This window comes from Leifsonia aquatica, assembly GCF_014190775.1.
GTDB classification, from domain to species: domain Bacteria; phylum Actinomycetota; class Actinomycetes; order Actinomycetales; family Microbacteriaceae; genus Leifsonia; species Leifsonia aquatica.
The window spans coordinates 125,450-148,686 of the sequence record NZ_JACHVP010000004.1 but is presented as its reverse complement, the minus strand read 5'-3'; the positions used below and the strand labels follow the sequence as shown (position 1 = coordinate 148,686).

Annotated in this window: 22 protein-coding genes; 10 read left to right on the top strand and 12 right to left on the bottom strand. The window is 71.5% G+C overall.

The window, feature by feature from the left end:
• Positions 1 to 12 precede the first annotated feature (12 nt).
• Positions 13 to 798 (top strand): EAL domain-containing protein, encoded by a 786-nt coding sequence (locus FHX33_RS16740; RefSeq protein WP_021762800.1) that lies wholly within the window; start codon positions 13 to 15, stop codon positions 796 to 798.
• A gap of 28 nt (positions 799 to 826) precedes the next feature.
• On the opposite strand, the gene FHX33_RS16735 is transcribed toward FHX33_RS16740, so the two are convergent.
• Positions 827 to 1,084 carry a hypothetical protein gene (locus FHX33_RS16735; RefSeq protein ID WP_021762799.1) on the bottom strand — a complete coding sequence of 86 codons (258 nt, stop codon included), beginning with the start codon at positions 1,082 to 1,084 and terminating at the stop codon, positions 827 to 829.
• A gap of 134 nt (positions 1,085 to 1,218) precedes the next feature.
• Between FHX33_RS16735 and FHX33_RS16730 the strand changes: the two genes are divergently transcribed.
• Positions 1,219 to 1,536 (top strand): DUF7882 family protein, encoded by a 318-nt coding sequence (locus tag FHX33_RS16730; RefSeq protein WP_039922040.1) that lies wholly within the window; start codon positions 1,219 to 1,221, stop codon positions 1,534 to 1,536.
• 33 nt (positions 1,537 to 1,569) lie between these two features.
• Here the strand turns inward: FHX33_RS16730 and FHX33_RS16725 are convergent, their stop codons facing one another.
• The 6 genes from FHX33_RS16725 to FHX33_RS16700 form a co-directional block, all read right to left on the bottom strand.
• Positions 1,570 to 2,373 (bottom strand): CbiQ family ECF transporter T component, encoded by an 804-nt coding sequence (locus FHX33_RS16725; protein WP_183428749.1) that lies wholly within the window; start codon positions 2,371 to 2,373, stop codon positions 1,570 to 1,572.
• Positions 2,370 to 4,157: an ATP-binding cassette domain-containing protein gene (locus FHX33_RS16720; protein ID WP_183428748.1), complete on the bottom strand. Its 1,788-nt coding sequence runs from the start codon at positions 4,155 to 4,157 to the stop codon at positions 2,370 to 2,372. The genes FHX33_RS16725 and FHX33_RS16720 overlap by 4 nt, the downstream gene beginning before the upstream one ends.
• 5 nt (positions 4,158 to 4,162) lie before the next feature.
• The gene (locus FHX33_RS16715) at positions 4,163 to 4,756 is read right to left on the bottom strand and encodes an ECF transporter S component (protein WP_183428747.1); all 594 of its coding nucleotides are present in this window, start codon (positions 4,754 to 4,756) and stop codon (positions 4,163 to 4,165) included.
• Positions 4,757 to 4,823: 67 nt separating this feature from the next.
• On the bottom strand, positions 4,824 to 6,377 hold the full coding sequence (locus FHX33_RS16710; RefSeq protein WP_021764289.1) for an amino acid permease: 1,554 nt from the start codon (positions 6,375 to 6,377) through the stop codon (positions 4,824 to 4,826).
• 161 nt (positions 6,378 to 6,538) lie between these two features.
• Entirely contained in the window at positions 6,539 to 7,399 is an 861-nt protein-coding gene (locus FHX33_RS16705; RefSeq protein ID WP_021764288.1) for a DMT family transporter, read from the bottom strand.
• Positions 7,399 to 7,974: a dihydrofolate reductase family protein gene (locus FHX33_RS16700; protein ID WP_021764287.1), complete on the bottom strand. Its 576-nt coding sequence runs from the start codon at positions 7,972 to 7,974 to the stop codon at positions 7,399 to 7,401. The genes FHX33_RS16705 and FHX33_RS16700 overlap by 1 nt, the downstream gene beginning before the upstream one ends.
• Before the next feature lie 96 nt (positions 7,975 to 8,070).
• On the opposite strand from FHX33_RS16700, the gene recQ reads away from it, so the two are divergent.
• The 4 genes from recQ (at position 8,071) to FHX33_RS16680 (ending at position 13,719) form a co-directional block, all read left to right on the top strand.
• A complete protein-coding gene (gene recQ, locus FHX33_RS16695; protein WP_183428746.1) occupies positions 8,071 to 10,077 on the top strand; it encodes a DNA helicase RecQ in 2,007 nt (668 codons plus the stop codon).
• 182 nt (positions 10,078 to 10,259) lie between these two features.
• Complete coding sequence (locus FHX33_RS16690) at positions 10,260 to 10,703, top strand: DapH/DapD/GlmU-related protein (RefSeq protein WP_039921039.1); 444 nt, start codon at positions 10,260 to 10,262, stop codon at positions 10,701 to 10,703.
• A 161-nt stretch (positions 10,704 to 10,864) separates the two neighbouring features.
• A complete protein-coding gene (locus FHX33_RS16685; protein WP_039921041.1) occupies positions 10,865 to 12,949 on the top strand; it encodes an acyl-CoA dehydrogenase family protein in 2,085 nt (694 codons plus the stop codon).
• 122 nt (positions 12,950 to 13,071) lie between these two features.
• Positions 13,072 to 13,719, top strand: coding sequence for a DUF6226 family protein (locus tag FHX33_RS16680; protein ID WP_021758037.1), 648 nt, complete (start codon positions 13,072 to 13,074; stop codon positions 13,717 to 13,719).
• On the opposite strand, the gene FHX33_RS16675 is transcribed toward FHX33_RS16680, so the two are convergent.
• Positions 13,716 to 14,699 (bottom strand): malate dehydrogenase, encoded by a 984-nt coding sequence (locus FHX33_RS16675; RefSeq protein WP_021758038.1) that lies wholly within the window; start codon positions 14,697 to 14,699, stop codon positions 13,716 to 13,718. The genes FHX33_RS16680 and FHX33_RS16675 overlap by 4 nt on opposite strands.
• A 91-nt stretch (positions 14,700 to 14,790) precedes the next feature.
• Positions 14,791 to 15,069, bottom strand: a complete 279-nt coding sequence (locus tag FHX33_RS16670; protein WP_155828957.1) for a hypothetical protein — start codon at positions 15,067 to 15,069, stop codon at positions 14,791 to 14,793.
• Positions 15,070 to 15,165: 96 nt separating this feature from the next.
• On the opposite strand from FHX33_RS16670, the gene ypfJ reads away from it, so the two are divergent.
• The 3 genes from ypfJ to FHX33_RS16655 are packed head-to-tail and all read left to right on the top strand — an operon-like array spanning position 15,166 to position 18,218.
• Complete coding sequence (gene ypfJ / locus FHX33_RS16665) at positions 15,166 to 16,050, top strand: KPN_02809 family neutral zinc metallopeptidase (protein WP_021758041.1); 885 nt, start codon at positions 15,166 to 15,168, stop codon at positions 16,048 to 16,050.
• Positions 16,051 to 16,071: 21 nt separating this feature from the next.
• Positions 16,072 to 17,031: a prolyl aminopeptidase gene (pip, locus tag FHX33_RS16660; protein ID WP_021758043.1), complete on the top strand. Its 960-nt coding sequence runs from the start codon at positions 16,072 to 16,074 to the stop codon at positions 17,029 to 17,031.
• Positions 17,028 to 18,218 carry an amidohydrolase gene (locus tag FHX33_RS16655; RefSeq protein ID WP_183428745.1) on the top strand — a complete coding sequence of 397 codons (1,191 nt, stop codon included), beginning with the start codon at positions 17,028 to 17,030 and terminating at the stop codon, positions 18,216 to 18,218. The genes pip and FHX33_RS16655 overlap by 4 nt, the downstream gene beginning before the upstream one ends.
• 33 nt (positions 18,219 to 18,251) lie before the next feature.
• Here the strand turns inward: FHX33_RS16655 and FHX33_RS16650 are convergent, their stop codons facing one another.
• The 3 genes from FHX33_RS16650 to FHX33_RS16640 all read right to left on the bottom strand — a co-directional run bounded on the left by FHX33_RS16650 (position 18,252) and on the right by FHX33_RS16640 (position 20,875).
• Complete coding sequence (locus tag FHX33_RS16650) at positions 18,252 to 18,674, bottom strand: FAD synthase family protein (RefSeq protein ID WP_039921311.1); 423 nt, start codon at positions 18,672 to 18,674, stop codon at positions 18,252 to 18,254.
• Positions 18,675 to 18,712: 38 nt separating this feature from the next.
• Complete coding sequence (locus FHX33_RS16645; RefSeq protein WP_021758835.1) at positions 18,713 to 20,233, bottom strand: sugar transferase; 1,521 nt, start codon at positions 20,231 to 20,233, stop codon at positions 18,713 to 18,715.
• 243 nt (positions 20,234 to 20,476) lie between these two features.
• Positions 20,477 to 20,875 (bottom strand): hypothetical protein, encoded by a 399-nt coding sequence (locus FHX33_RS16640; RefSeq protein WP_021758840.1) that lies wholly within the window; start codon positions 20,873 to 20,875, stop codon positions 20,477 to 20,479.
• 234 nt (positions 20,876 to 21,109) lie between these two features.
• On the opposite strand from FHX33_RS16640, the gene FHX33_RS16635 reads away from it, so the two are divergent.
• Positions 21,110 to 23,227, top strand: coding sequence for a glycoside hydrolase family 71 protein (locus tag FHX33_RS16635; RefSeq protein WP_183428744.1), 2,118 nt, complete (start codon positions 21,110 to 21,112; stop codon positions 23,225 to 23,227).
• The last annotated feature ends 10 nt before the right edge of the window (positions 23,228 to 23,237 follow it).

The following is a 23,237-nucleotide window of genomic DNA, read 5'->3' as shown; positions in this document are numbered from 1 at the left end:
ACGATCGCATATATGTCGTTGATCCGTGAGTCGAGCAGCATCGAGCGCCTCGTCGCCGAGCTGCCCGCCGCGGTGGAGGACGAGCAGATCGTCCCGTTCTTCCAGCCCCAGATCTCGGTGCCCACCGGACGCGTCGTCGCGGCCGAGCTGCTCGGCCGCTGGCGGCATCCCGAGTTGGGCTTCGTTCCCCCCGCCGTCTTCATCCCGATCGCCGAGAGCACCCGCGCCATCCACCAGCTCGGCCGTCAGATGCTCCGAGCCGGCTGCCGTGCCGCCGTGTCGTGGCAGCGCAAGGGGCGCCCGCTCGACGTCGCCGTGAACGTGGCGCCGTCGCAGCTGGCGACCGAGGAGTTCTATGTGAGCGTCCGCGAGGAGCTCGACAGCTCGGGGATCGACCCGACCCGCCTCACCCTGGAGGTGACGGAGGAGACGGTGATCGCCGATCCCGCGCTCGTCGCAGAACGACTCGACCGGCTGCGCGACATCGGGGTGGTCGTCTCCATCGACGACTTCGGCGCCGGACACTCGTCGCAGAGCCGGGTGATCGACCTGCGTGCCTCCGAGTTGAAGCTGGACCGCCGCCTGGTCGCGCCGGACGACGCCGAGCGCTCCATCGCCACCGTCATCGACTTCGCGCACGAGCGCGGTATCCGCACGGTCGGCGAAGGCGTGGAGACGCGGGCCCAGCTCGAACGTCTGCGCGTCCTCGGCTGCGACCGCGCGCAGGGCTACCTCATCGCCAAGCCCGCCGGCGAGCAGCAGTTCGGCGAGTGGCTGCGCGAGTACGCCCGGGCCTAGGCCCACGCTTTCACGGGGCTCGGCCCGACTAGAGGCTGTCGAGGTCCGCGTCGGGCTCGACGATGCCGGAGTCGACCGACCCGTCGCCGCCCACGTCGATCTGGGTCCACACCACCGGCATGCCCGGGGAGAAGAGGATGTCGACGCCCGGGCCCCCGCGCAGCGGCGGGATGTTGACGTAGCCGCCGCCGGCCTTGACCGCCTCGAGGATCTTCGTGCGCAACTCCGTCACCGGCTCCGGCAGGAAGTAGTCTTTTCCATCCACGGTGAGCCGGTTGACGATCATGTGCGGGAGAACCTCCGGGGCCTGAGTACGGTTAGCACCTCCGACTGTACCGCGCCTCGTGCCGAGCGTCGCCCGGTGCAGGTATCCTGCCAGGAGGCGCCTCACCCGTCCCGGCGCCGCTGAAAGGCTTGGCTGTGGGAACACTCGCGTACAACGGTGAGAGCTTCGAGATCGACGACCGGGTGCTGACGCACCTGCAGATCGTGATCAGCACGAAGCTCCGGCGCGGGGAGAACTTCTTCCTCTCCTGGCCGCTCCCGGTCGAGCGCGGCAGCGGACGCCACGCCATCTGGGTGGACAACGGCGTGCCGATCCACATCTACTACAGCGGCTCCCGCGCCATCAGCATCAACCGCGACTGGATCGAGTCGATGATCGTCGCGGCCGGCCGCGCCTCCGGGCTCGTCATCACGGACGAGTCGGCCGGCAACGAGGGCCCCTCCGGCTCCTGACCGCCGCCGCGAGCCGATGCCGCTGATCGGGCGTCAGCGGGGGACGAGCACGTAGACCGCTGCGGTCGCAGCCCAGCCGGCGAGCGTGAACACCGTGTCGCGCACCCGCCAGCGCGACGGCGTCCGCTCGGTGCGGGTGGCGTGCGCGCCGAACGCGCGCGACTCCATCGCCAGCGCCATCCGGTCGGCGTGCCGGATGCTCGACGCCAGCAGCGGCACGACGGCCGCGAACGCGCGGCGGAACGCGGCGATCGGCCCGCGCCCGGGAGCCACGCCGCGCACCCGCTGCGCCTGTCGGATCAGCGTCAGCTCGGCACCGAAGCGCGGCACGAACCGGTACGCGGCGACGGCCGTGTAGCCGATCCGGTACGGGATGCGCAGCTGCGCCACGAGGGCGCGCGCGAGATCCGGTCCCGTCGTCGTGAGGCCGCCGACCAGGGCGAGCACGACCAGAGCGGTCAGGCGCAGGGAGGTCGCGAAGCCGACGGCGAGGGCGCCGGCCGTGTAGCCGAACGCGCCGATGGAGAAGAGCACCGTGCGGTCGGCGACGCGCGACGCGTCCGTCCAGAAGCCGAAGCTCACCGCCATCACGAGCACCACGACCGGCACCCCGACGAGCAGTGCGACCAGCAGTGTCGGCCGCAGTCGCGCGCCGACGAGCAGGAGCAGCATCCCGAGCAGCAGGAGCACGAGCGGCGTGAGCACGTCCCGCGTGAACAGCAGCGCGACCCAGGCCGGCACGACGGCGGCGACCTTGGCGAGCGGGTTGAGGTGGTGCAGGAACCGGCCGGTGACCGGGGTGCCGGTGCCGTAGGGGTCGGCGGAGAGGAAGCTCACGGTGCGCCTCCCGGCAGATCGCGCAGTCGGGTGAGCCCGCGCAACGGTGCCGGCACCCGCGGATCGGCCAGGGCGCGCACCAGGGGAGGCCGGCGCAGGCCCGCGCCCTCCAGCAGCTCGGTGTCGCGCAGGATGTCCGCCGTGGCACCGAAGGCGGCGACGCGACCGCCATCGACCACGGCGACGTGCGAGGCGTATTCGGCCGCGAGCCCCAGGTCATGCGTCACGATGACGACCGTCGTGCCCGCGGCGTTGAGAGCGGCCAGCAGCTCCAGCAGTTCGGCGGCGCGCGCCCGGTCCTGCCCGAACGTCGGTTCGTCGAGCACGAGCAGCGGGGCGCCCGCGATCAGCGCCGTGCCGACCGAGAGCCGCCGCTTCTGGCCGCCGGAGAGGAGGAAGGGATGCGCGTCGCGCTGGGCGCCGAGGCCGAGGGTCGCGAGCATCCGCTCGACGCGCTCGTCGACCTCCGCGGCGGGGAGGTGCTGCTGGCGGAAGCCGTAGGCGAGCTCGTCGACGACGGTGTGCACCACGAACTGATGCTCGGGGTTCTGGAAGACGAAGCCGACGGTGGCGGCGAGGTCGGCCGCGGAAGCGCGCGCGGGATCGAGGGCGGGATCGAGGGCGGCGGGGTCGCCTGAGCCATCGGGACGGCCGAGCGCGACCGTGCCGCGGGGAGGCCGCAGCACGCCCGCGATCGCCTGGACGAGCGTGCTCTTGCCTGCGCCGTTGGGACCGACCACCGCGACGAAGTCGCCCTGCGCGACCCGGAGGGAGACGTCGTGCAGCACCTCCCGGCGTCCGCGGCGGAGGGTGAGGTGGGAGACGGCGATGGCAGCGGGCGCGGAGGTGGCAGCGGGCGCGGGCGTCGGGCCGGTGGCGGATGCGTCGTCGGGCCGGCCGGAGACCGCCGCGTCGAGCGGTTCGGGCAGCAGCGCCAGACCGGCCGTGAGCTCCTGGGGTGTCAGCGGCAGCGGGTCGATCGCGAGCCCCGCCCGGCGCAGCCGCAGCCCGGCGAGCGTCGCGGTCGGCAGCCAGACGCCCAGGGCGGCCAGCTCCTCCGCGCGCTCACGGAGGACCGTCGATGCCGGGCCATGCACGACCGGCCGACCGTCGGCATCCAGCACCAGCACCGTGTCCACGATGCCCATCGCGGCGTCGAGATTGTGCTCGACCAATACGACCGCGCGCCCGGAGCCGTCCGCGACCAGGTCGCCGAGCAGCCGGTACACCTCCTCCGCACCCGCGGGATCGAGGTTGGCGGTCGGCTCGTCCAGCACTAGGAGCGGGGCGTCCAGCGCCAGGGCGCACGCGATCGCCAGCCGCTGCTTGCCGCCGCCCGAGAGGGTGTCCGGGTCGTCGGCCCGGCGCTCCCAGAGCCCGACCGCGCGCAATGCACCTTCAGCGCGCGCGAGCACCTCGGCGGCGGGCACCAGCCGGTTCTCGGGGCCGAAGCACACCTCGTCCAGCACGGTCGCGGTCACCAGCTGCGCGTCCGGATCCTGGAACACCATCCCTACGTGCTCGCTGAGATCGGCGACGCGGGCGGCCGCCGTGTCCACACCGCCGACGACGACCGTGCCCTCCATCGTCGCCGGGACCGCGTGCGGCACGAGCCCGTTCAGGGCGAGCGCGAGCGTCGACTTGCCGCAGCCGCTCGGCCCGAGGACCAGCAGCACCTCGCTCGGCGCGACCGCGACCTCCACCCCGTCCGGCGTCCACGACGCGGCGCCCTCGTGCCGGATGCGCACGCCCTGCACCCGCAGGGGAGCGGGTCCCGCCGCCACGGCGGTCAGGCGGCCATCATCGGCAGCGGCTCGGAGTCGCGGCGGCGCGGGCGCACGATCGGCAGCTGCAGCCCGCGACCGGCTCCGGTGCGGTCGAGCCCGGCGGCGACGACGCGCCCGAGCCAGGTGAAGAGGATGGGGCTGACCACGAACAGCCCGATGTGGACGACCTGCACCCACGGCTCCGCCAGGTCGGCGCCCTGCGCGATGAAGACGCCGAACCCGAAGATCAGCCCCGCGATGGTGACGGCCACGTAGAACAGCCACGCCCTCCAGTAGCGGTACAGCGTGATCGCGAACGGCACCTCCTGCAGCAGCCCGATCGAGCCGGCCGCCATGACGGCCGCGAACCCGATCGGCTGGAACGGCACGGAGACCAGCCCCGCGATCACCGACGTGATCAGGGCGACCCCGCCGCGGCGCAGGAGCGCCTGGGCGATCACGCCCGGCAGGAAATACACGCCGATCACCGCGCCGTAGAACATCGGGGCCGCCGCGGCGACGGTGCCCGAGATGTAGGCGGAGATCGAGAAGACGATGCCGCCGGCCACGCCGATGGCGGCGCAGGTCAGGAGCAGTCGCGTGCTGATGTTCTTCATGTCGCCCTCAGCCTAGAGAGGCAAGGCTAGCCTTACAACCTGGCGGGAGCGTCTCCCGGCCCTCGGCTCAGGGACGGCGCGGCGGGCGCGGGCGCCGCCGCGACGCGACGACCGGGTGGGCGCCCGTGTACCCCTCGCGCTTCTGCGCGATCTCGAGGATGCGGCCGCGCTGCGCGTACCAGCCGATGATCAGCAGCGGGATGATGACCACGAGCGAGGCGACCGTCCACGTCCCCGTCGGATAGTCGAACGCCATCAGCACCAGCACGAGCACGAGGAACGCGAGCGTCAGATACGCGGTGAACGGCGCTCCGAAGAGGCGGAACGACGGGCGCGCCATCCGCCCCTGCAACGACCAGCGCCGCAGCTGCATCTGGCAGAGGATGATCATCGCCCAGCTCGTGATGATGCCCAGCGCCGCGACATTCAGGACGATGTCGAACGCCTGCTTGGGCACCACCAGGTTGAGGAACACGCCGAGCACGCCGATCGCAGCCGTGAGCAGGATGCCGCCGTACGGCACGCCGCGGGTGTTCATGCGGCCGGTGAAGGCGGGGGCGGCGCCGGTCTGCGCCATCGAGTGCAGGATGCGGCCGGTGGAGTACATCCCCGCGTTCAGGCTGGAGAGGGCGGCGGTCAGCACGACGAAGTTCATCACCGAGCCCACGATGGCGCTGAGCTGCGGGCCGCCGAGGTGGCTGAAGAACGTCACGAACGGGCTCTCGCTCGCGCTGTACGCGCTGGACGGGAGGAGTAGCGCCAGCAGCAGCACCGAGCCGCAGTAGAACACCGCGATCCGGAACACTACGCTGTTGATCGCGCGCGGCATGATCTTCTCGGGGTTCGCCGTCTCGCCCGCTGCGATGCCGACCAGCTCCACCCCGGCGTAGGCGAACACCACGCCCTGCACGAGCACGATCGCCATCGCGATAGTGGCGACGCCGTGCGGCAGGAACCCGCCGTTCTCGGCGAGCATCGCGACGCCCGTCGGGCCCAGGTCGGTCGGCCATCCCGCCGCCAGCACCACGATGCCCACGACCAGGAACGCCACGAGCGCGCCGACCTTGATCAGCGCGAACCAGAACTCCATCTCGCCGAAGACCTTCACCGAGATCAGGTTCAGGCTGACGACCACCACGAGCGCGATCAGGGCGAGCAGCCACTGCGGCACGGAGGTGAAGAGCGTCCAGTACTTCACGTAGAGGGCGATCGCCGTGGAGTCGACGATCGCGGTCATGGCCCAGTTGAGGAAGTACATCCATCCGGCGACGTACGCCATCTTCTCGCCGTAGAACTCGCGCGCGTACGACACGAACGAGCCCGACGACGGCCGGTGCAGCACCAGCTCGCCGAGTGCCCGCAGCACCAAGAACGCGAAGAAGCCGCAGATCGCGTACACGAACACCAGGAGCGGGCCGCCCTGCTCGAGCCGTCCGCCGGCGCCGAGGAAGAGGCCGGTGCCGATCGCGCCGCCGATGGCGATCATCTGCAGCTGCCGTGCCGAGAGGCCCTTGTGGTAGCCCTCCTGCTCGCTCGCGAAGTCCTGGACCGCCTGGCTGACGTCGCCGAGGTGCTCGCGGCCGTTCTCCAGCTCGTCCGCCGGATCGTGCGGTGTGCTCATCGGGGCCCTCCCTGCTCGGCTGCGCGGCTAGTCGGCTCCGCGGCTGCTCGGCGACCCACGATACCCGCGGGCGGGTCCCGCGGCTGCGGCGACGCACATTCGGCACGAATCGCGGCTTTGGCGCCGCCAAAGTGCGCATTCGTGCCGAATGCGTGCGCGCCTCAGGCCGCGGCGAGCATCCCCGCGGCGCCGATCGCGAGCGCCAGCCCGATCCACTGGACAGGGGCGATGCGCTCCCGCAGCACGATCGCCGCGAGCAGGATGGTGCCGGCCGGGTACAGCGCGACCAGCACCGACATCGTCGACAGGTCGCCGGCGCGCAGCCCGATCAGGATGAGGACGTTGGCCGAGGCGTCGAGCACCCCGCTCGCGGCGGCGAGCCCGGCGCCGGGAGCGGTGAACCGGTCTCCGCCCGGCGCCCGGGTGCGCGCACGCAGCAGCACGAGGCCGACAACCGTCCACATGATCGCCCCGTTGACGGCGCGGTTCGCGATCAACGGCACGACACCGGAGTCGGCCGGGGTCTGGTCGAGCAGGATGAGGAAGGCGCCGATGAAGACGCCCGCCCCGACGGCCATGAGCAGCGCGCGGCCGCTGGGACGCACGGCGCCGCGCTCCGGCACGAAGCCCACGAGCACGACCGCGATCAGCGCGACGCCGAGGGCGACGTAGCCGATCGGGGCGAAGCGGTCGCCGCCGATCAGTCCCCAGGTCAGCGGGACGATCGCCGAGATCACCGCGGTGAGCGGCGAGAGGATGCTCATCGGCCCGATCGCGAGGCAGGCATAGAGGAGGAACACCGCGACGGAGCCGATCACGCCGGAGAGCGCACCCCAGCCGATGGCGGCGGGCGTCCACGCTCCGCCGACCAGGGGGAGGGAGAGGAACAGCAGAACCAGCCCGCTGACCGCCCCGACCGCGGTCACCCGGAGGGCCCCGATGCGCCTCGCCGCCACGCCGCCGACGAAATCGGCGGAACCGTAGACGATGGCGCTGAGGAGGCCGAGCGCGACGGCCGGCATCAGCTCCCGGCCAAGCGGTAGACGTGGAGCACGGCGCCGCTGTCGTAGCGCTCGAGCTCGGCGAGCTCGAAGGTCCACTTCTCCCGGTCGTCGGGGAAGATCCGCCGACCGCCGCCGAGCAGCACGGGGTAGACGAGGAGCCGGAGCTCGTCGACGAGACCCCAGACGACGAGGGAACGGACCAGGGTCGCGCTGCCCGCGACGAGGATCGGGCCGCCCTCGCCCTCCTTGAGTGCGGCGACGGCAGCGCGCACGGTGCCGGAGGCCGCCGTGTCCAGCCGGGACGCGTTCCAGTCGAGCGGCTCGTGACCGGAGGCGACCACGGTCTTCGGGAGGTCGTTCATCCGGTCGGCGAACTCGCCCTCGCGCGGCGGCCAGGCCTCGGCGAACTGCTCGTACGTGTGACGACCCAGCAGAAGGGAGCCGGCCTCCTGGATCTCCTGCAGCTTCGCGGCCTGCAGCGCATCCGTCGCATAGGGGAAGGTCCAGCCCCCGTGACGGTGGCTGCGCTCGCCGCCGGGTGCCTCGACGACGCCGTCGAGCGACATGAACTCGGTGACGATGAGCCGACGCATGCCGTGATCGTATCGGAGGGCTGTGGAGTGCGGCGAGCATCCACAGATCCGCGGAGGGCGGGGCCGACGGTCAGCCGTCCTCGTTACGATCGAGGGATGAGTTGGAACGCCTGGGTGCCGGACGATCGCGACGCGCCGCCGCTGGAGGACGAGCCGCCGATGCCCGACTTCGGCGACGACCCGTACGCGGGCGTGCCGTTCGACGACGTGCCGCCCGCCGGTGCCCCGCTCGCCGGCGGATCCGCGCCCGCCGTGGCCGCCGCGACCCGCGCCCCCGCGATCACCGCTCCTCGCTTCGCGACCCCCGCGGAAGCGCTCAAGACGGTCTTCGGGTACGACAGCTTCCGCGGCGAGCAGGCGCAGATCATCGACCAGGTGGTCTCCGGCGGCGACGCGGTCGTGCTCATGCCCACCGGAGGCGGCAAGAGCCTCTGCTACCAGATCCCGTCGCTGGTGCGGGAGGGAACGGGCGTCGTCGTGTCGCCGCTCATCGCCCTCATGCAGGACCAGGTGGACGCCCTCACCGCCGTCGGCGTCCGGGCGGCGTTCCTCAACTCCACTCAGGATCCGCAGCAGCGGGCCGCCGTCGAGAGCGCGTACCTCTCCGGCGAGCTCGACATCCTCTATGTCGCGCCCGAGCGCCTGTCGTCGGAGGCGACCAAGCGGTTCCTGGAGCGCGGACGCATCGCCCTCTTCGCGATCGACGAGGCGCACTGCGTGTCGCAGTGGGGCCACGACTTCCGGCCGGACTACCTGGCGCTCTCCGAGCTCGCGGACCGCTGGCCCGACGTCCCTCGCATCGCCCTCACGGCGACCGCGACCGACGCGACGCACCGCGAGATCACGTCGCGCCTGCGACTGGAGGGTGCCGAGCACTTCGTCGCCGACTTCGACCGGCCGAACATCCAGTACCGCATCGTGCCGAAGGTGGAGGTGCGCAAGCAGCTGCTCGACTTCATCACGGTCGAGCACCCCGGCGAGGCCGGCATCGTCTACGCCCTGTCGCGCAACTCGGTCGAGCGCACGGCGGAGTTCCTCTCCGCCCGCGGCCTCACCGCCCTGCCCTACCACGCCGGCCTCGACGCCGGGCTGCGCGCGCGGACGCAGGCTCGGTTCCTCCGCGAGGAGGGCGTGATCGTCGTCGCGACCATCGCCTTCGGCATGGGCATCGACAAGCCGGACGTGCGGTTCGTCGCCCACATCGACCTCCCCAAGTCCGTCGAGGGCTACTACCAGGAGACGGGGCGCGCCGGGCGCGACGGCCTCCCGTCGACCGCGTGGCTCGCCTACGGGCTGCAGGATGTCGTGCAGCAGCGCCGCATGATCGACGACTCCCCGGGCGACCTCGCGCACCGCCGGCGGCTGACCCAGCACCTGGACGCCATGCTCGCCCTCTGCGAGACGGTGCAGTGCCGCCGGGTGAACCTGCTCGGCTACTTCGGCCAGCGCTCCGAGCCCTGCGGCAACTGCGACACCTGCCTCACACCGCCCGAGAGCTGGGACGGCACGGTGCCGGCCCAGAAGCTCCTCTCGACCGTCGTGCGGCTGGCCCGCGAGCGCAACCAGCGCTTCGGCGCCGGCCACCTCGTCGACATCGTGCGCGGCAAGCGCACGCCCCGCGTAGACCAGCACGGCCACGACGCCCTCTCCACCTGGGGCATCGGCGCCGACCTCTCCGAGAGCCAGTGGCGCGGAGTCGTGCGGCAGCTCATCGCGCAGGAGCTGCTCAAGCCCGAAGGCGAATACGGGGTGCTCGTGCTCACGCCCGGGAGCGCCGAGGTGCTCGCCGGGAAGCGACAGGTCATCCTGCGCCGCGAGCCCGAACGCCCGGAGCGCGCCAGCCGGTCCTCCCGCAGTGCCGCCCCGTCCGACGTCGCGCCGACCGACCTCCCCCTGTTCGAAGCGCTGCGGTCGTGGCGGGCCGGCGAGGCGAAATCGCAGGGGGTCCCCGCCTACATCGTGTTCGGCGACGCCACCCTGCGCGCCGTCGCCTCCGCCCGCCCGGCGAGCCTGGGCGACCTCGACGGCATCAGCGGGATCGGCGCCAAGAAGCGCGAGGCCTACGGCCAGGCGCTCATCGACGTGGTGGCGGCGCAGGGCTAACCTCGCGGGCCGCTCCTCGGCCGACTTCCACCGACTCCTCAGCCCTCTCCCATCCGAACCCCTGGTCTCCGAGCGCTCCCGGGCGTACGGTGGCCGTTCTCCGGGGCGATCAGGGAATCTTCGTGCGTCCTCCGGTGTTGTACAGATGTTCGGATACGCGACGATCTCGAAGGAGGAGAACGATGGCACGGATGATCGAAGAGCTCGAGGACGAGACCGGCGCAGTGATCAGGTATCGGCGGCACGCCAACGGCCGGGGGCTGGTCGCTCCCACCGCGCGGGTGGCCGAGTCGGCGTACATCGAGCCGACAGCGTATGTGGAGGCTGACGCACGCGTCGGGCTCGACGCCTACGTCGGCGCCGGCAGCTGGATCGACCGCGGCACCACGATCGGCGACCGCACCTTCGTGGGTGCGAACGTCCACATCGGGGCGGGCAGTGTGGTCGGCAGCAACGTGAAGATCGGCAGCAACGCCAAGATCGGGGCCGACGCGATGATCGGCAACGGCGCGCGCATCGAGCGCGACGCCCAGCTGAACCCCGGCAGCGTGGTCACCGGCCGGGATGCCGCCCCCGCCCGCGACGCTCTGCGCGCAGCCCCGCGGCAGGCTCGCCGAGCGGCCTGAGGTTGCGGATCCTCCAAGCCGGCGCAGTCTGTTTTGGAGGATCCCACCAATCGCGTCGCGGACGTCGCCGCCGCGTTTTGTAGGCGGCGCACCGCGCGTTTCCGCTCTGTGAGATGCGGTCGTACCGTGGCAGAGACCCCGAGAGAATCGAAGAGGAACTCATGGTTGATACCGCCGAGCGCGTCCCCGCCACCCCTGCCGCCGCATCCCGCCCCACTCCGGCTTCCGCCGCGGGCGCTTCGCCGCGCGTCGACGTCGAGGCGCTGGGCCGTCAGCTGCTCGGCGACTGGGCCGAGGCGCGACTGGCGTCGCGGGAGCTGTCCAGCCGGCCCGAGATGCAGAAGATCGAGGGCCTCTCGGTCGCCGATCACCGCAAGCGTGTCTTCGAGCAGCTCGGCCTGCTGGTCGAGAACGGCCAGGTGCACCGCGCCTTCCCGAAGTCGGTCGGCGGCGAGGACGACCACGGCGGCAACATCGCCGCGTTCGAGGAGCTGGTGACGGCCGACCCGTCGCTGCAGATCAAGTCGGGCGTGCAGTGGGGCCTCTTCGGCGCGGCGGTGCTGCACCTCGGCACCGCGCCGCACCACGAGAAGTACCTGCCGGCGATCATGTCGCTCGACGTGCCCGGTGCCTTCGCGATGACCGAGACCGGGCACGGCTCCGATGTCGCGAGCATCGCGACCACGGCGACCTACGACCCCGAGTCGCAGGAGTTCGTGCTCGACACCCCGTTCCGCGGCGCATGGAAGGACTACCTCGGCAACGCGGCGGTCGACGCGACCGCGGCCGTCGTGTTCGCGCAGCTCGTCACGAAGAACGTCAACCACGGCGTGCACGCCTTCTACGTCCCGATCCGGGATGCGGACGGTGCGTTCCTGCCCGGCGTCGGCGGCGAGGACGACGGCCAGAAGGGCGGCCTCAACGGCATCGACAACGGCCGTCTGCACTTCACCGGCGTCCGCATCCCGCGCACCGATCTGCTCAACCGCTACGGCGACGTCGCCGAGGACGGCACCTACACCTCCCCCATCCAGAGCCCCGGCCGCCGCTTCTTCACGATGCTCGGTACGCTCGTGCAGGGCCGGGTCTCGCTCGACGGCTCCGCGACCATCGCGTCGAAGATCGGCCTGAAGATCGCGCTGACCTACGCGGCCGAGCGCCGTCAGTTCACGGCCGGCAGCGACACCGACGAGGAGGTGCTGCTCGACTACCAGCGGCACCAGCGCCGGCTGCTCCCGCTGCTCGCGACCACGTACGCGGCGAGCTTCGCCCACGAGGTGTTCCTGCACAAGTTCGACGACGTCTTCAGCGGAAAGGCCGACTCCGACGACGACCGGCAGGACCTCGAGACCATCGCCGCGGCGCTCAAGCCGCTCAGCACCTGGCACGCGCTCGACACGCTGCAGGAGGCGCGGGAGGCGTGCGGCGGCTCCGGCTTCCTCACCGAGAACCGCGTCACCTCCCTCCGCCAGGACCTCGACATCTGGGTCACCTTCGAGGGCGACAACAACGTGCTGCTGCAGCTGGTCGCGAAGCGTCTGCTGACCGATTACAGCCGCAAGTTCGCCAAGGCGGACGCCGGCGCCCTCGCCCGCTACGTCGTGACCCACGCCGCCGGCCGCGCGTACCACGGCAGCGGCCTGCGGACCGTCGCCCAGACCGTGCGCGACTTCGGCTCGACCGCGCGCTCGGTCAACTGGCTGCAGGAGTCGCAGACGCAGCGCGAGCTGCTCACCGACCGGGTCGAGACGATGGTCGGCGAGATCGCCGGCCGGCTGCGCCCCGCCTCCAAGCTGAACAAGAAGGCCGCCGCCGAGCTGTTCAACGCGCAGCAGAACGAGCTCATCGAGGCCGCCCGCGCCCACGGCGAGCTGCTGCAGTGGGAGGCGTTCACCGAGGCGCTGGAGCAGGCTCCCGACGCCGGGACAAAGCAGGTGCTCACGTGGCTGCGCGACCTCTTCGGCTTCGGGCTGATCGAGAAGCACCTCGCCTGGTACCTCATCCACGGCCGCCTCTCGCCCCAGCGCGCACAGGCCGTCACCGCTTACATCGACCGGCTGCTCACGCGCATCCGCCCGCACGCCGTCGACCTGGTCGACGCGTTCGGCTACGGACCGGAGCTGGTACGCGCGAAGATCGCGACCGGCGCCGAGGGCGAGCGCCAGGCCGAGGCCCGCGCCTACTTCGCCGAGCACCGCGCCGCGGGCACGCTCCCGGCGCAGGAGAAGAGCCAGAAGAAGCGCTGACCCAGCCCCCGCGCCGACGAGCCGTCACAACGCGCCGTCTCTCCACCAGGAGAGGCGGCGTGTTGCGTCATCTGGATGGGTCGGTCCGTGCGCGCGCCGCCTCCCGTGGATACCGTGAACGGATGAGCAAGTATGTGCGGCCCGAGTGGCCGGTCGTCGAGTTCCTCGATGAGAGCGGCGAGCCGATCCCGTACGGTCACCGCTGGGGCATGGGCGAGGTGCCGGAGGAGGCGTACTCGCGCGTGAGCCATCCCGAGCGGTACGCGCCGCTGCACGCCGTGGCGGAGGCGCTCATCCGCTGGCTGACGGAGGAGTACGACGTGACCGTCGTCGACGACCCGGCCGTCGAGAGCGATGTGTCGTTCACGCCTCCCGCGGTGCGCGCGGTTCGTCTGACGCCAGTGGCTCCGGGCGCCGCACCTCTCACCGTCGTCCTCACCGACTATCCCGGTGTCTTCGTGCATGCCGGTGCTCTGCAGGACCATGTCTTCCCGCGGTGCGGATGCGACGCGTGCGACGAGGACGTCGTGAGTGTGACGGAAGAGCTCGAATGGGTCGTCGCCGCGATCGTGCACGGCGAGTTCACCGAGAGCGTGGACGTGCCCTCTCCGGGATGGGTGACGAGCGGGCTCCGGTGGGGTGACCGATCGGGCACGGGCGGGGTCTTGCGCGACGACCTGCCGCCGGAGCGCCTGGCGGCCGCGAAGGAGGCGCTGCCCGCGGGCGGCGTCTGGGCTCCGTGGGTGCGGAGGGATCAGCCTGCCGGCTAGAGCAGCCCCAGCGCCCGCACGGCGTCGCGCTCCTCCACGAGCTCGGCGACGGAGGCGTCGATGCGCTGCCGGGAGAAGTCGTCGATCGTGAGGCCATCCACGATGCGCCACTCGCCGTCGACGGCGCGCACCGGGAAGGACGAGATCAGCCCGGCGGGCACGCCGTAGCTGCCGTCGGAGACGATGGCGGCGGAGGTCCAGCGGTCGCCGGTCCCGTTCACCCAGTCGTGCACGTGGTCGATGGCGGCGCTCGCCGCGGAGGCCGCGCTGGAGGAGCCGCGCACTTGGATGATCTCGGCGCCGCGCTTCGCCACCCGCGGGATGTACTCGTCGGCGAGCCAGCGCTCGTCCACCAGCTCGGTGGCGGGACGGCCGTCGACGGTCGCATGGCTGAGGTCCGGGTATTGGCTGGCGGAGTGGTTTCCCCAGACGATCACGCGCTCGATGGAGGTGACCGGCACGTCGAGCTTCGCGGCCAGCTGGGCCACCGCCCGGTTGTGGTCGAGGCGGGTCATCGCCGTGAAGCGCTCGGCCGGCACATCCGGTGCGTGCGCGCTCGCGATGAGCGCGTTGGTGTTGGCCGGGTTGCCGACGACGAGCACGCGGATGTCGTCCGCCGCGCCCGCGTTGATCGCCGCTCCCTGCGGCCCGAAGATCGCACCGTTGGCCTCCAGCAGATCGGCCCGCTCCATCCCGGCGCCGCGCGGGCGGGCGCCGACCAGCAGGGCGACGTTGGCGCCGTCGAAGGCAGCGTTCGCGTCCTCGGTCACGTCGACCGAGTGCAGCAGCGGGAAGGCGCCGTCCTGCAGCTCCAGTGCCGTGCCCTCCGCGGCCGAGCGCCCGGCCGGGATCTCGAGGAGGCGCACACGCACGGGCACGTCCGGCCCGAGGAGCTGGCCGGAGGCGATGCGGAACAGCAGGGCGTACCCGATCTGCCCGCCGGCCCCGGTGATGGTCACAGTGACGGGGGAGGTGCTCATGCTGCGAGCCTAGCCCGCGGGGTGTGCGGCGGGGATGCCGGATCCGAGGGGCCCTGACGGGAGGGCATCGTCAGCGTTCCGACGGTCGACGTCAGAGGACGATCCCCGTCCCGACCACGTTCGGTCCCTCGAGGAGGCTGAAGGTCGCGCCCGCCACGAGCGTGCCGTAGTCGATGTCGTACGGGAGCTCGACCAGAACCTCGACCTCGACGCCGCCGGGTTCCAGGCGAGCTCTGCTGACGCCGCGAATCACCACACCGAGAGGGTCGCCGTCCGCGACCACCAGATGCGGGCGGTACCCGCGATCGAGGCTGACGGGCGAGCGGCGGCCTCCGGGGAGGAGCCGGATGGTGGCGCGGATCGACTGCACGCGCACAGTCTGCACCCGGAGCGGAGGAGCAGGCGGTCGGCGCGACGAAGGATCGACCGATACCCGCCCGCCTCCCTCCGCGGTACCGTGTGCGGCATGACGTTCAATCCGGATGCGGACATCAGTGGGGGCAAGGTCAAGCGCCGGGGGCGGACCGCGGGGATCGCTGCGGGCGGTGTGGGGATCGGCGCGGTCGCGATCTTCCTGATCGCGCAGCTGCTCGGGGTGGATGTCAGCGGCCTCCTGGGCGGCGGGACCACAGGCACCGAGCAGATCGGCACCGGCACCGATTTGCAGGAGTGCACCACCGGCGCGGACGCCAACGCCAGCGTCGACTGCCGGATGAAGGGTGCGGCCGCGTCGCTCGAGGCGTACTGGGCAACGGAGCTGCCGGCGCTCGGCGGGCGGTACACGTCTCCCGAGTTCATCCTCTTCACCGGAGGGACGAGCACGGGATGCGGTTCGGCCTCGAGCGCGACGGGACCGTTCTACTGCCCCTCCGACCGGACCATCTACGTCGACACCGGCTTCTACGACGAGCTGCGCTCGCGGTTCGGGTCGAGCGGCGGACCGCTCGCCGAGATGTACGTCGTGGCGCACGAGTGGGGGCACCACATCCAGAACATCGGCGGGATCATGGCGCAGCACACCAGCCGGCAGACGGGTGCGGCGTCCGACAGTGTCCGGCTCGAGCTACAGGCCGACTGCTTCGCGGGATCCTGGGCGGCCGCCGCGTCGACGACCACCGACGAGAACGGCGTCGCGTTCCTGCAGCCGATCACGACGGCGCAGATCCAGGATGCGCTGAGCGCGGCGGCCGCGGTCGGCGACGACCGCATCCAGGAGGCCTCCACGGGCCGGGTCGACCCGGAGGGCTGGACGCACGGCTCGGCCGAGCAGCGGCAGCGCTGGTTCACCACCGGCTACCAGCAGGGCGCGCAGGCGTGCGACACGTTCGCGGTGACCGCGTCGCGCCTCTGACCGACCGGTAGCCTCGACAGCATGCGCAGCCTGTACCCCGAGATCGAGCCGTACGAGACCGGAATGCTGGACGTCGGCGACGGCCAGCAGCTGTACTGGGAGGCGAGCGGCAACCCCGAGGGCAAGCCGGTCGTGTTCCTGCACGGCGGCCCGGGAGGCGGCACGACGCCGACGCACCGGCGCCTCTTCGACCCGGCGAAGTACCGCATCGTGCTGTTCGACCAGCGCGGCTGCGGCAAGAGCCTCCCGCACGCGAGCGAGCCCGAGGCCGATCTGTCGCTCAACACGACGTGGCACCTCGTCGCCGACATCGAGCGGCTGCGCGAGCACCTCGGCGTCGAGAGGTGGCAGGTCTTCGGCGGGTCGTGGGGGAGCACCCTCGCCCTCGCCTACGCGCAGACGCATCCCGACCGCGTGACCGAGCTGGTGCTGCGCGGCATCTTCACGCTGCGCGCCCAGGAGCTCGACTGGTTCTACGAGGGCGGGGCGGCGGCGCTGTTCCCCGACCTGTGGGAGGGATTCCTGGAGCCGGTGCCCGTCGAGGAGCGCGGCCACCTCATCCGCGCCTACAGTCGACTGCTCGCCGATCCCGACCCCGCCGTGCACGGTCCGGCCGCGGTCGCGTGGTCGCGCTGGGAGTCGTCGACCATCACACTGCTGCCGCGGCCCGAGCTGGTCGCGACCTTCACCGAGCCGGAGTACGCGGTCGCGTTCGCCCGCATCGAGAACCACTACTTCACCCACGGCGGCTGGTTCGAGGACGGGCAGCTGATCCGGGATGCGCACACGCTCGCCGACATCCCCGGCGTGATCGTGCAGGGCCGCTACGACACCTGCACCCCGCCGATGACGGCGTGGGACCTGCACCGGGCGTGGCCGGAGGCCGAGCTGCGCATGATCCCGGACGCGGGGCACGCGTTCGACGAGCCCGGCATCCTCGACGCCCTGATCGAGGCGACCGATCGGTTCGCGGACCGATGAGCGACGCGCAGGAGGCGACCGTGCTGCTGACGAACGTCCGGCCGTGGGGCGGTGCGGCCTCCGACATCCTGATCGAGCAAGGCGCGATCGCTGCGGTCGAACCCCACGACCCCGCACGCCCGGAGCCGGCCGGCGGCGAGACGATCGACGGCCGCGGGCTGCTCGCCCTCCCCGGACTCGTGAACGCGCACGCGCACCTCGACAAGAGCTGGTGGGGTCGCGAGTGGGTGCCATACGGCGGCGAGGCGACGACGCAGGGGCGCATCGCGCACGAGCGCGCGCACCGCGACGAGCTCGGCATCCCGAGCCCGGACAGCACGCTGCAGCTGCTGCGGGCGCTCGTCGCGCAGGGGACCACCGCGTTCCGGTCGCACGTCGACGTCGACCTGGGCGTCGGGCTCCGCGGCATCGCGGTGGTGCGGGAGGCCGTGGCGGCCCTCGGCGTACCGGTGGTCCTGGAGATCGTGGCCTTCCCGCAGGACGGCGTGCTGCGCCGGCCCGGCGTGCTGGAGCTGCTCGACCGCGCCGCGGCCGAGGGCGCCGATCACGTCGGCGGGCTCGACCCCGCGCTGATCGACCGCGACCCGGTGGGCCAGCTGGACGCGCTGTTTGAGATCGCCGACCGGCGCGGCGTCGGCCTCGACATCCACCTGCACGAGGGCGGCGAGCTCGGCGCCTTCGAGTACGACCTCATCCTGGAGCGCACGCGTGCCCTCGGCCTCGCCGGCCGGGTCAACGTGGCGCACGGCTTCGCCATCGCCGACCTGCCGCCCGCCCGCCAGCGCGCCCTCGTCGAGGAGCTGCGGGAGGCCGGCGTCTCGATCACGACCGTCGCGCCGATCAACGCGTCCCGGCTCCCGCTCGCCGATCTGCGCGCCGCCGGCGTGCCGGTCGGGCTCGGCACCGACGGCATCCGCGACCTCTGGGGCCCGTACGGAGACGGCGACCTGCTGCGCCTCGCGACCCGCCTGGCCCAGCTCTCCGGCGCGCGGCGCGACGAGGAGCTGACCGACGTCGTCCGCCTCGCGACGAGCGACGCCGCGGGCTTCGTCGGGCGCCCGGTGCACGACCTGGTCGCGGGAGCCCCCGCCGACGTCGTGCTGGTGGACGCGCAGAACGTGCCGGAGGCCCTGGTGCTGGCCCCGACCCGCGAGCTGGTGCTGGCGGGCGGGGTGCGGGTGGTCTGAGCGTCCGGGTCCGAGCGTTCGGGTCTGAGCGACTCAGCCCGTGAGGGCCGCGAGCGCGGCGCGCAGCTGGGTCGAGGACGTCGACACGGTATACGGGAAGTAGACGACCTCCACCCCCACCTCGGCGAACTCGCGCTCGAGGCGGAGCCCCTTGGCGGTCCCGCGCCAGTCGTCGCCCTTGAAGAACACGTCAAAGTGGAGTTCGCGCCAGGTGTCCAGCTTGTCGGGGACGGTCTCGGCGTGCACCTCGTCCACGAACGAGATGTGCCGCACGATCTCGAGCCGCTCCGCCAGCGGGACGACCGGGTCGATGCCCTTCGTCAGCCGCAGCATCTCGTCGGACACCACGCCCGCGATCAGATGATCGCACTGGCTCTTGGCGTGCTTCAGGATGTTGAGGTGCCCGATGTGGAACAGGTCGAAGGCGCCCGCTGCGTACCCGACTCGTCGTGGCATGGTCTCTCCGTTCATCCGGTCTGCTGCGGCGGCCACGGTCAGTACGCTCCCGCCGGGTGGGCGATCACGCGGATGGTCCGCCAGATGATGACGAGGTCGCCGAGCAGCGACCAGTTCTCGACGTAGTAGAGGTCCAGGCGCACGCTCTCGTCCCACGAGAGATCGGAGCGGCCGTTGACCTGCCACATGCCGGTCAGGCCGGGCTTGATGAAGAGGCGGCGGTGCACGTGGTTGGCGTACCCCTTGACCTCCGACTCCAGGGGCGGACGAGGCCCGACCAGGCTCATGTCGCCGAGGAGCACGTTGAACAGCTGCGGGAGCTCGTCGAGCGAGAACTTGCGCAGCACCGCGCCGAGCCGGGTGATGCGGGGGTCGTTCTTCATCTTGAACAGCACGCCGTTGCCCTCGTCGAGGGAGGCGAGCTCCGCCCGCCGTGCCTCCGCATCCACCACCATCGACCGGAACTTGTACATCCGGAACGTCTCGCCGCGGCGCCCCACGCGCTCCTGGCTGAAGAAGACCGGGCCGCCGTCGTCCAGCTTGATGAGCGCGGCGATGATGAGAAGGAGGGGCGAGATCAGCAGGAGGCCGAATGCCGACGAGCAGATGTCGAACGCACGCTTCATCAGGTGCTTGCCGCCCTCGAACTGCGGGATCTCCACCTGGATGAGCGGCAGCCCCTCGACGGGGCGGAACCGGATGCGCGGACCGGCAACGTCGGTGAGCGGCGAGGCGAGCACGAGATCGGTCGCGGTGCCCTCCAGCTTCCAGGAGAGCCGGCGTACGTACTCGGCGCCGCCCAGGGCGCTCCCGGCGACGATGACCGTGTCCGCGCCGAGCCGGGAGGCCGCCTGGGCCACGCCGTCGAGGTCCGAGACGATGGGGACCTCGCGCGTCGTGGTGGCGATGCTGCCGCTGAGCGCCGCCTCTTTCTTGGCCCCGGTGCGCTTGCCCGTGTCGAGGGAGACGCCGACGACCTTGTAGGCCGCGCCCGACGCCTGGTCGATCTGCTTCACGACGTAGTCGACATCCCGGATGCCGCCGACGACGAGCGCGCGCGACAGGTAGTGGTCGTGGAGCCGCTGGCGGGTGAGCCATTGCCGCCACAGCCAGCGCGACGTGAGCACGCACACCATGCCGGCCGGGAGGGCCACGACGAAGTAGCCGCGCGCGATGTCGATCTTGGCGATGAGGAACAGGATGGCGAGCAGCCCGAACGTGAGTGCGGTGGCGTTGACGACCCGCTTGTACTCGCCGAGGCCGACCCCGATGACGCGCGGGTCCCGGGTGTGGAACAGGGAGAGCATCCCGAGCCACGTCAGGGCGATGAAGAGCGAGAGCGTGAGGTAGTCGGTGGGGAAGCCGGCCACCGGGGTCGCGGTGTCGTCGAAGCCGAAGCGCAGGAACATCGCACCGATCGTCGAGGCCAGGACGATGGCCGTGTCGGTGAGCATCAGGTGCTGGCGGTATCGGCGGGCCCAGGTGCGCTCCGACGACGCTGTCGGGACCTGGGCCCGTCGAGCATCGGCGAACGCGATCCTGGGCTTGATGACGGTCATGGGTTTGTCCTCCCCCGGACGGTGTCGTGTGCGTGGGCCGCTCGGTGCAGTCGTTTCTGTTCCCGAACGTGCGGGAGCACCGCGATGCGGCCAGCACAGGATCGCGTCGTTCGCACGGGTGCATTCGGGTTGCAGTGAGTGCGGAACGGCCGAGAATAAACTGAGAGTTCCTCAACCGTTCATAAAGATGAGGTTACATCAGTTCTTAGAACGGAGCGAACCCCGTTCGGGGGGCATCCTGCGTCACGGAGTGGCGGGAGGCGCCTGGAGCTCGACCTGGTCGCCGCCCTTCGCGCAGGCCTCTGCCACGCGCGTGCTGTTGGCGGTGTACTCGGGTCGCGCGGTCGAGCCGGGTTCGATGATGTGGAGGGCGTTCTCGGGCATGGCCTGCAGTGTCCGCTTCATCGCGGTGGCGATGCCCCCCGATGCGGTGCTCGCGGCGCTCGCGAGATTGTCGCGGAGGGACGCGCGGTGCGCGGCGATCGAGGCGGCGGAGGTGGCGTCGGATCCCTCGGCGGCGACCCAGGCATTGTTCGCCTTCTCCCAGCCTTGGCACGCCTGCGCGTTCGGCGTGGGCTGCGACGTGCATCCCGCGAGCGCGGCGATCAGCGCCGCCGCGAAAGCAAGTCGAAGAAATCTCATGTAATGAGTGTAGATAGCTCTGGGCCATTGGCCACGACCCCTGTTCGGGGGATCGGGGCGTGATCAGGGATTTGACGCAGGCGGATTCCCGACATAGCTTGGTCTGCAATTCGAGACCCCCCCTTTGGGTGTCGCCGAGCAGTGAGCACCCCTGCCATGCTCCAGGCACCCGGTCCCGGAGCCTGCGTCCCCCGCGCGGGCACCGGCCAATCGACCCCACATTGGAACCCGAACATGACCCTCCCCGGAAAGCACCGCCTCTCCGAGAACCGCCATCAGACCTCTTCCACCCTTCGGCGACGGCTGATGACCGCCGTGGTGGCGGTCTCCGCCGCCGCCCTCGCGGTCACGGCGGCCATCCCGATCGGCGCGGCGACCGCCGCCGCCGACGCGCCGTCCGTGTCGCTCAACGCGTCGCGGTCGACATGGATCACCTCCCGGCAGCCGACGTCCCCGCACAACCAGTACCCGTACCTCAGCGCGACCGCGAGCGCGGACCGGGCGTTCGTGGCCTTCCCGACCGGAACCCTCGACGCGAAGAAGAAGATCGGCTCCGCCACCCTCACCGTGCGCGTCCAGTCGACGGCCGCGACCGCCGCCGGATTCCAGGTCTACCCGACCTCGTCGTCCTGGAAGGCGGCGACGCTGACGGCTGCGAACCGTCCGGCCTCCGGGAGCACACCCGTGAACACGGCGCTCACGAAGGCCGTGCGCGGGACGACGGTCAGCATCCCGCTGAACCCGTCGGCGATCGTCGCCGGAGCGGCGGAGACGTCGTTCGAGATCGGCTACGCGCAGCGCTACGTCGGGACGACCTTCACTTCGCCGACGCTGTCGATCCGCTACGCGGACGCGGCCACACCGGCCCCCACTCCGACGGCGACGCCGACCGCGACGCCGACGCCGACCGAGACGCCCACCAGCGCGCCGAAGCCGACCGCGACGCCCACCCCGGCGCCCAGCCCCACCGAGGACCCGGTCGTGACCCCGCCCACGGCCACCGGCATCGGCGGCTCGTTCGCCATCCCGGCTCCCGGCAGCTCCGCCAAGAAGGTCTTCGCGCACTACTTCCCGCCCTACCCGGTCTCGATCGACAACGCATCGCCGGCCTCGGACTACTACGCCCGCAACTACATCGACCCCGAGGGTGAGGGCGGCAAGCACGCCGCCTACGGCGGACTGCTCCGCGACCGTCCCATCGGCCGCGCCCCGCTCTCGGGCGACTGGCGCACGACCGACCTCGGGACCGAGGTCGACCAGGCCGCGGACGCGGGCATCGACGGCTTCACGGTCGACGTGATGAGCTGGTCCGGCCAGAACTGGGACACCACCGTCCGGCTCATGCAGGCCGCGGCCGACGCGAAGCGCGGCTTCACGGTCGTCCCGAACGTCGACGCCAGCTCCGGCGCGGTCAACGCGTCGCCGGCGGCGATCGCCGCCTCCCTCGCCAAGCTGTACTCGTACTCGTCGGCCTACAAGCTGAGCGACGGCCGCTACGTGCTGAGCTCCTTCGCCGCCGAGGACAAGTCGCCGGCCTGGTGGTCGAGCGTCATCGGTGATCTCAAGAACACCTACGGCATCTCGGTCGCGTTCATCGCCGTGCTGCAGAACGCCAGCGACGCCAACCTGGCGGCCTTCTCGCCGATCAGCTACGGCCTCAGCCAGTGGGGCGCCCGAACGGCGGCGACCATCCAGGCCACGCCGGACCTCGCCGCCCGGGCGCACGCGCTCGGTGACAAGTGGATGCAGCCGGTCGCGGTCCAGGACTCGCGCCCGAACGGTGGCAAGTACGCCGAAGCGGGCAACACCGAGACCCTCCGGGCCTCCTGGAACAAGGCCATCTCGGACGGCGCGGACTTCGTCCAGATCGCCACGTGGAACGACTACAGCGAGAACACGGACGTGGCGCCGTCGGACAACCAGGGTGTGACCTTCCTGGATGTCTCGGCCTACTACCTCGCGCAGTTCAAGACCGGGTCCGCGCCGAAGATCACCTCCGACTCGGCGTACATCACGCATCGCGATCAGCTCACCACCGCGGTGCCGCAGATCGGCCGGGTGCAGACGCCCAACCTGGACGGGACGGGCACCGCGCCGCGCAACACGGTCGAGGTGCTGACGATGCTCACCGCTCCGGCGACGGTCAAGATCACCGTCGGCAGCACCGTCAAGACGGTCGACGTGCCGGCCGGCGTCACCGCCACCACGGTGCCGCTGACCACCGGGACCGTGTCGGCGACGATCGTGCGGGGAGGCCAGACGGTGCTCGCCGGTACCTCGCCCTACACGGTCACGGCGAAGCCGCTCGTGAACGACATGGAGTACTTCGGAGTGACGCTCACGAAGAAGTAGTCCCGCTGCG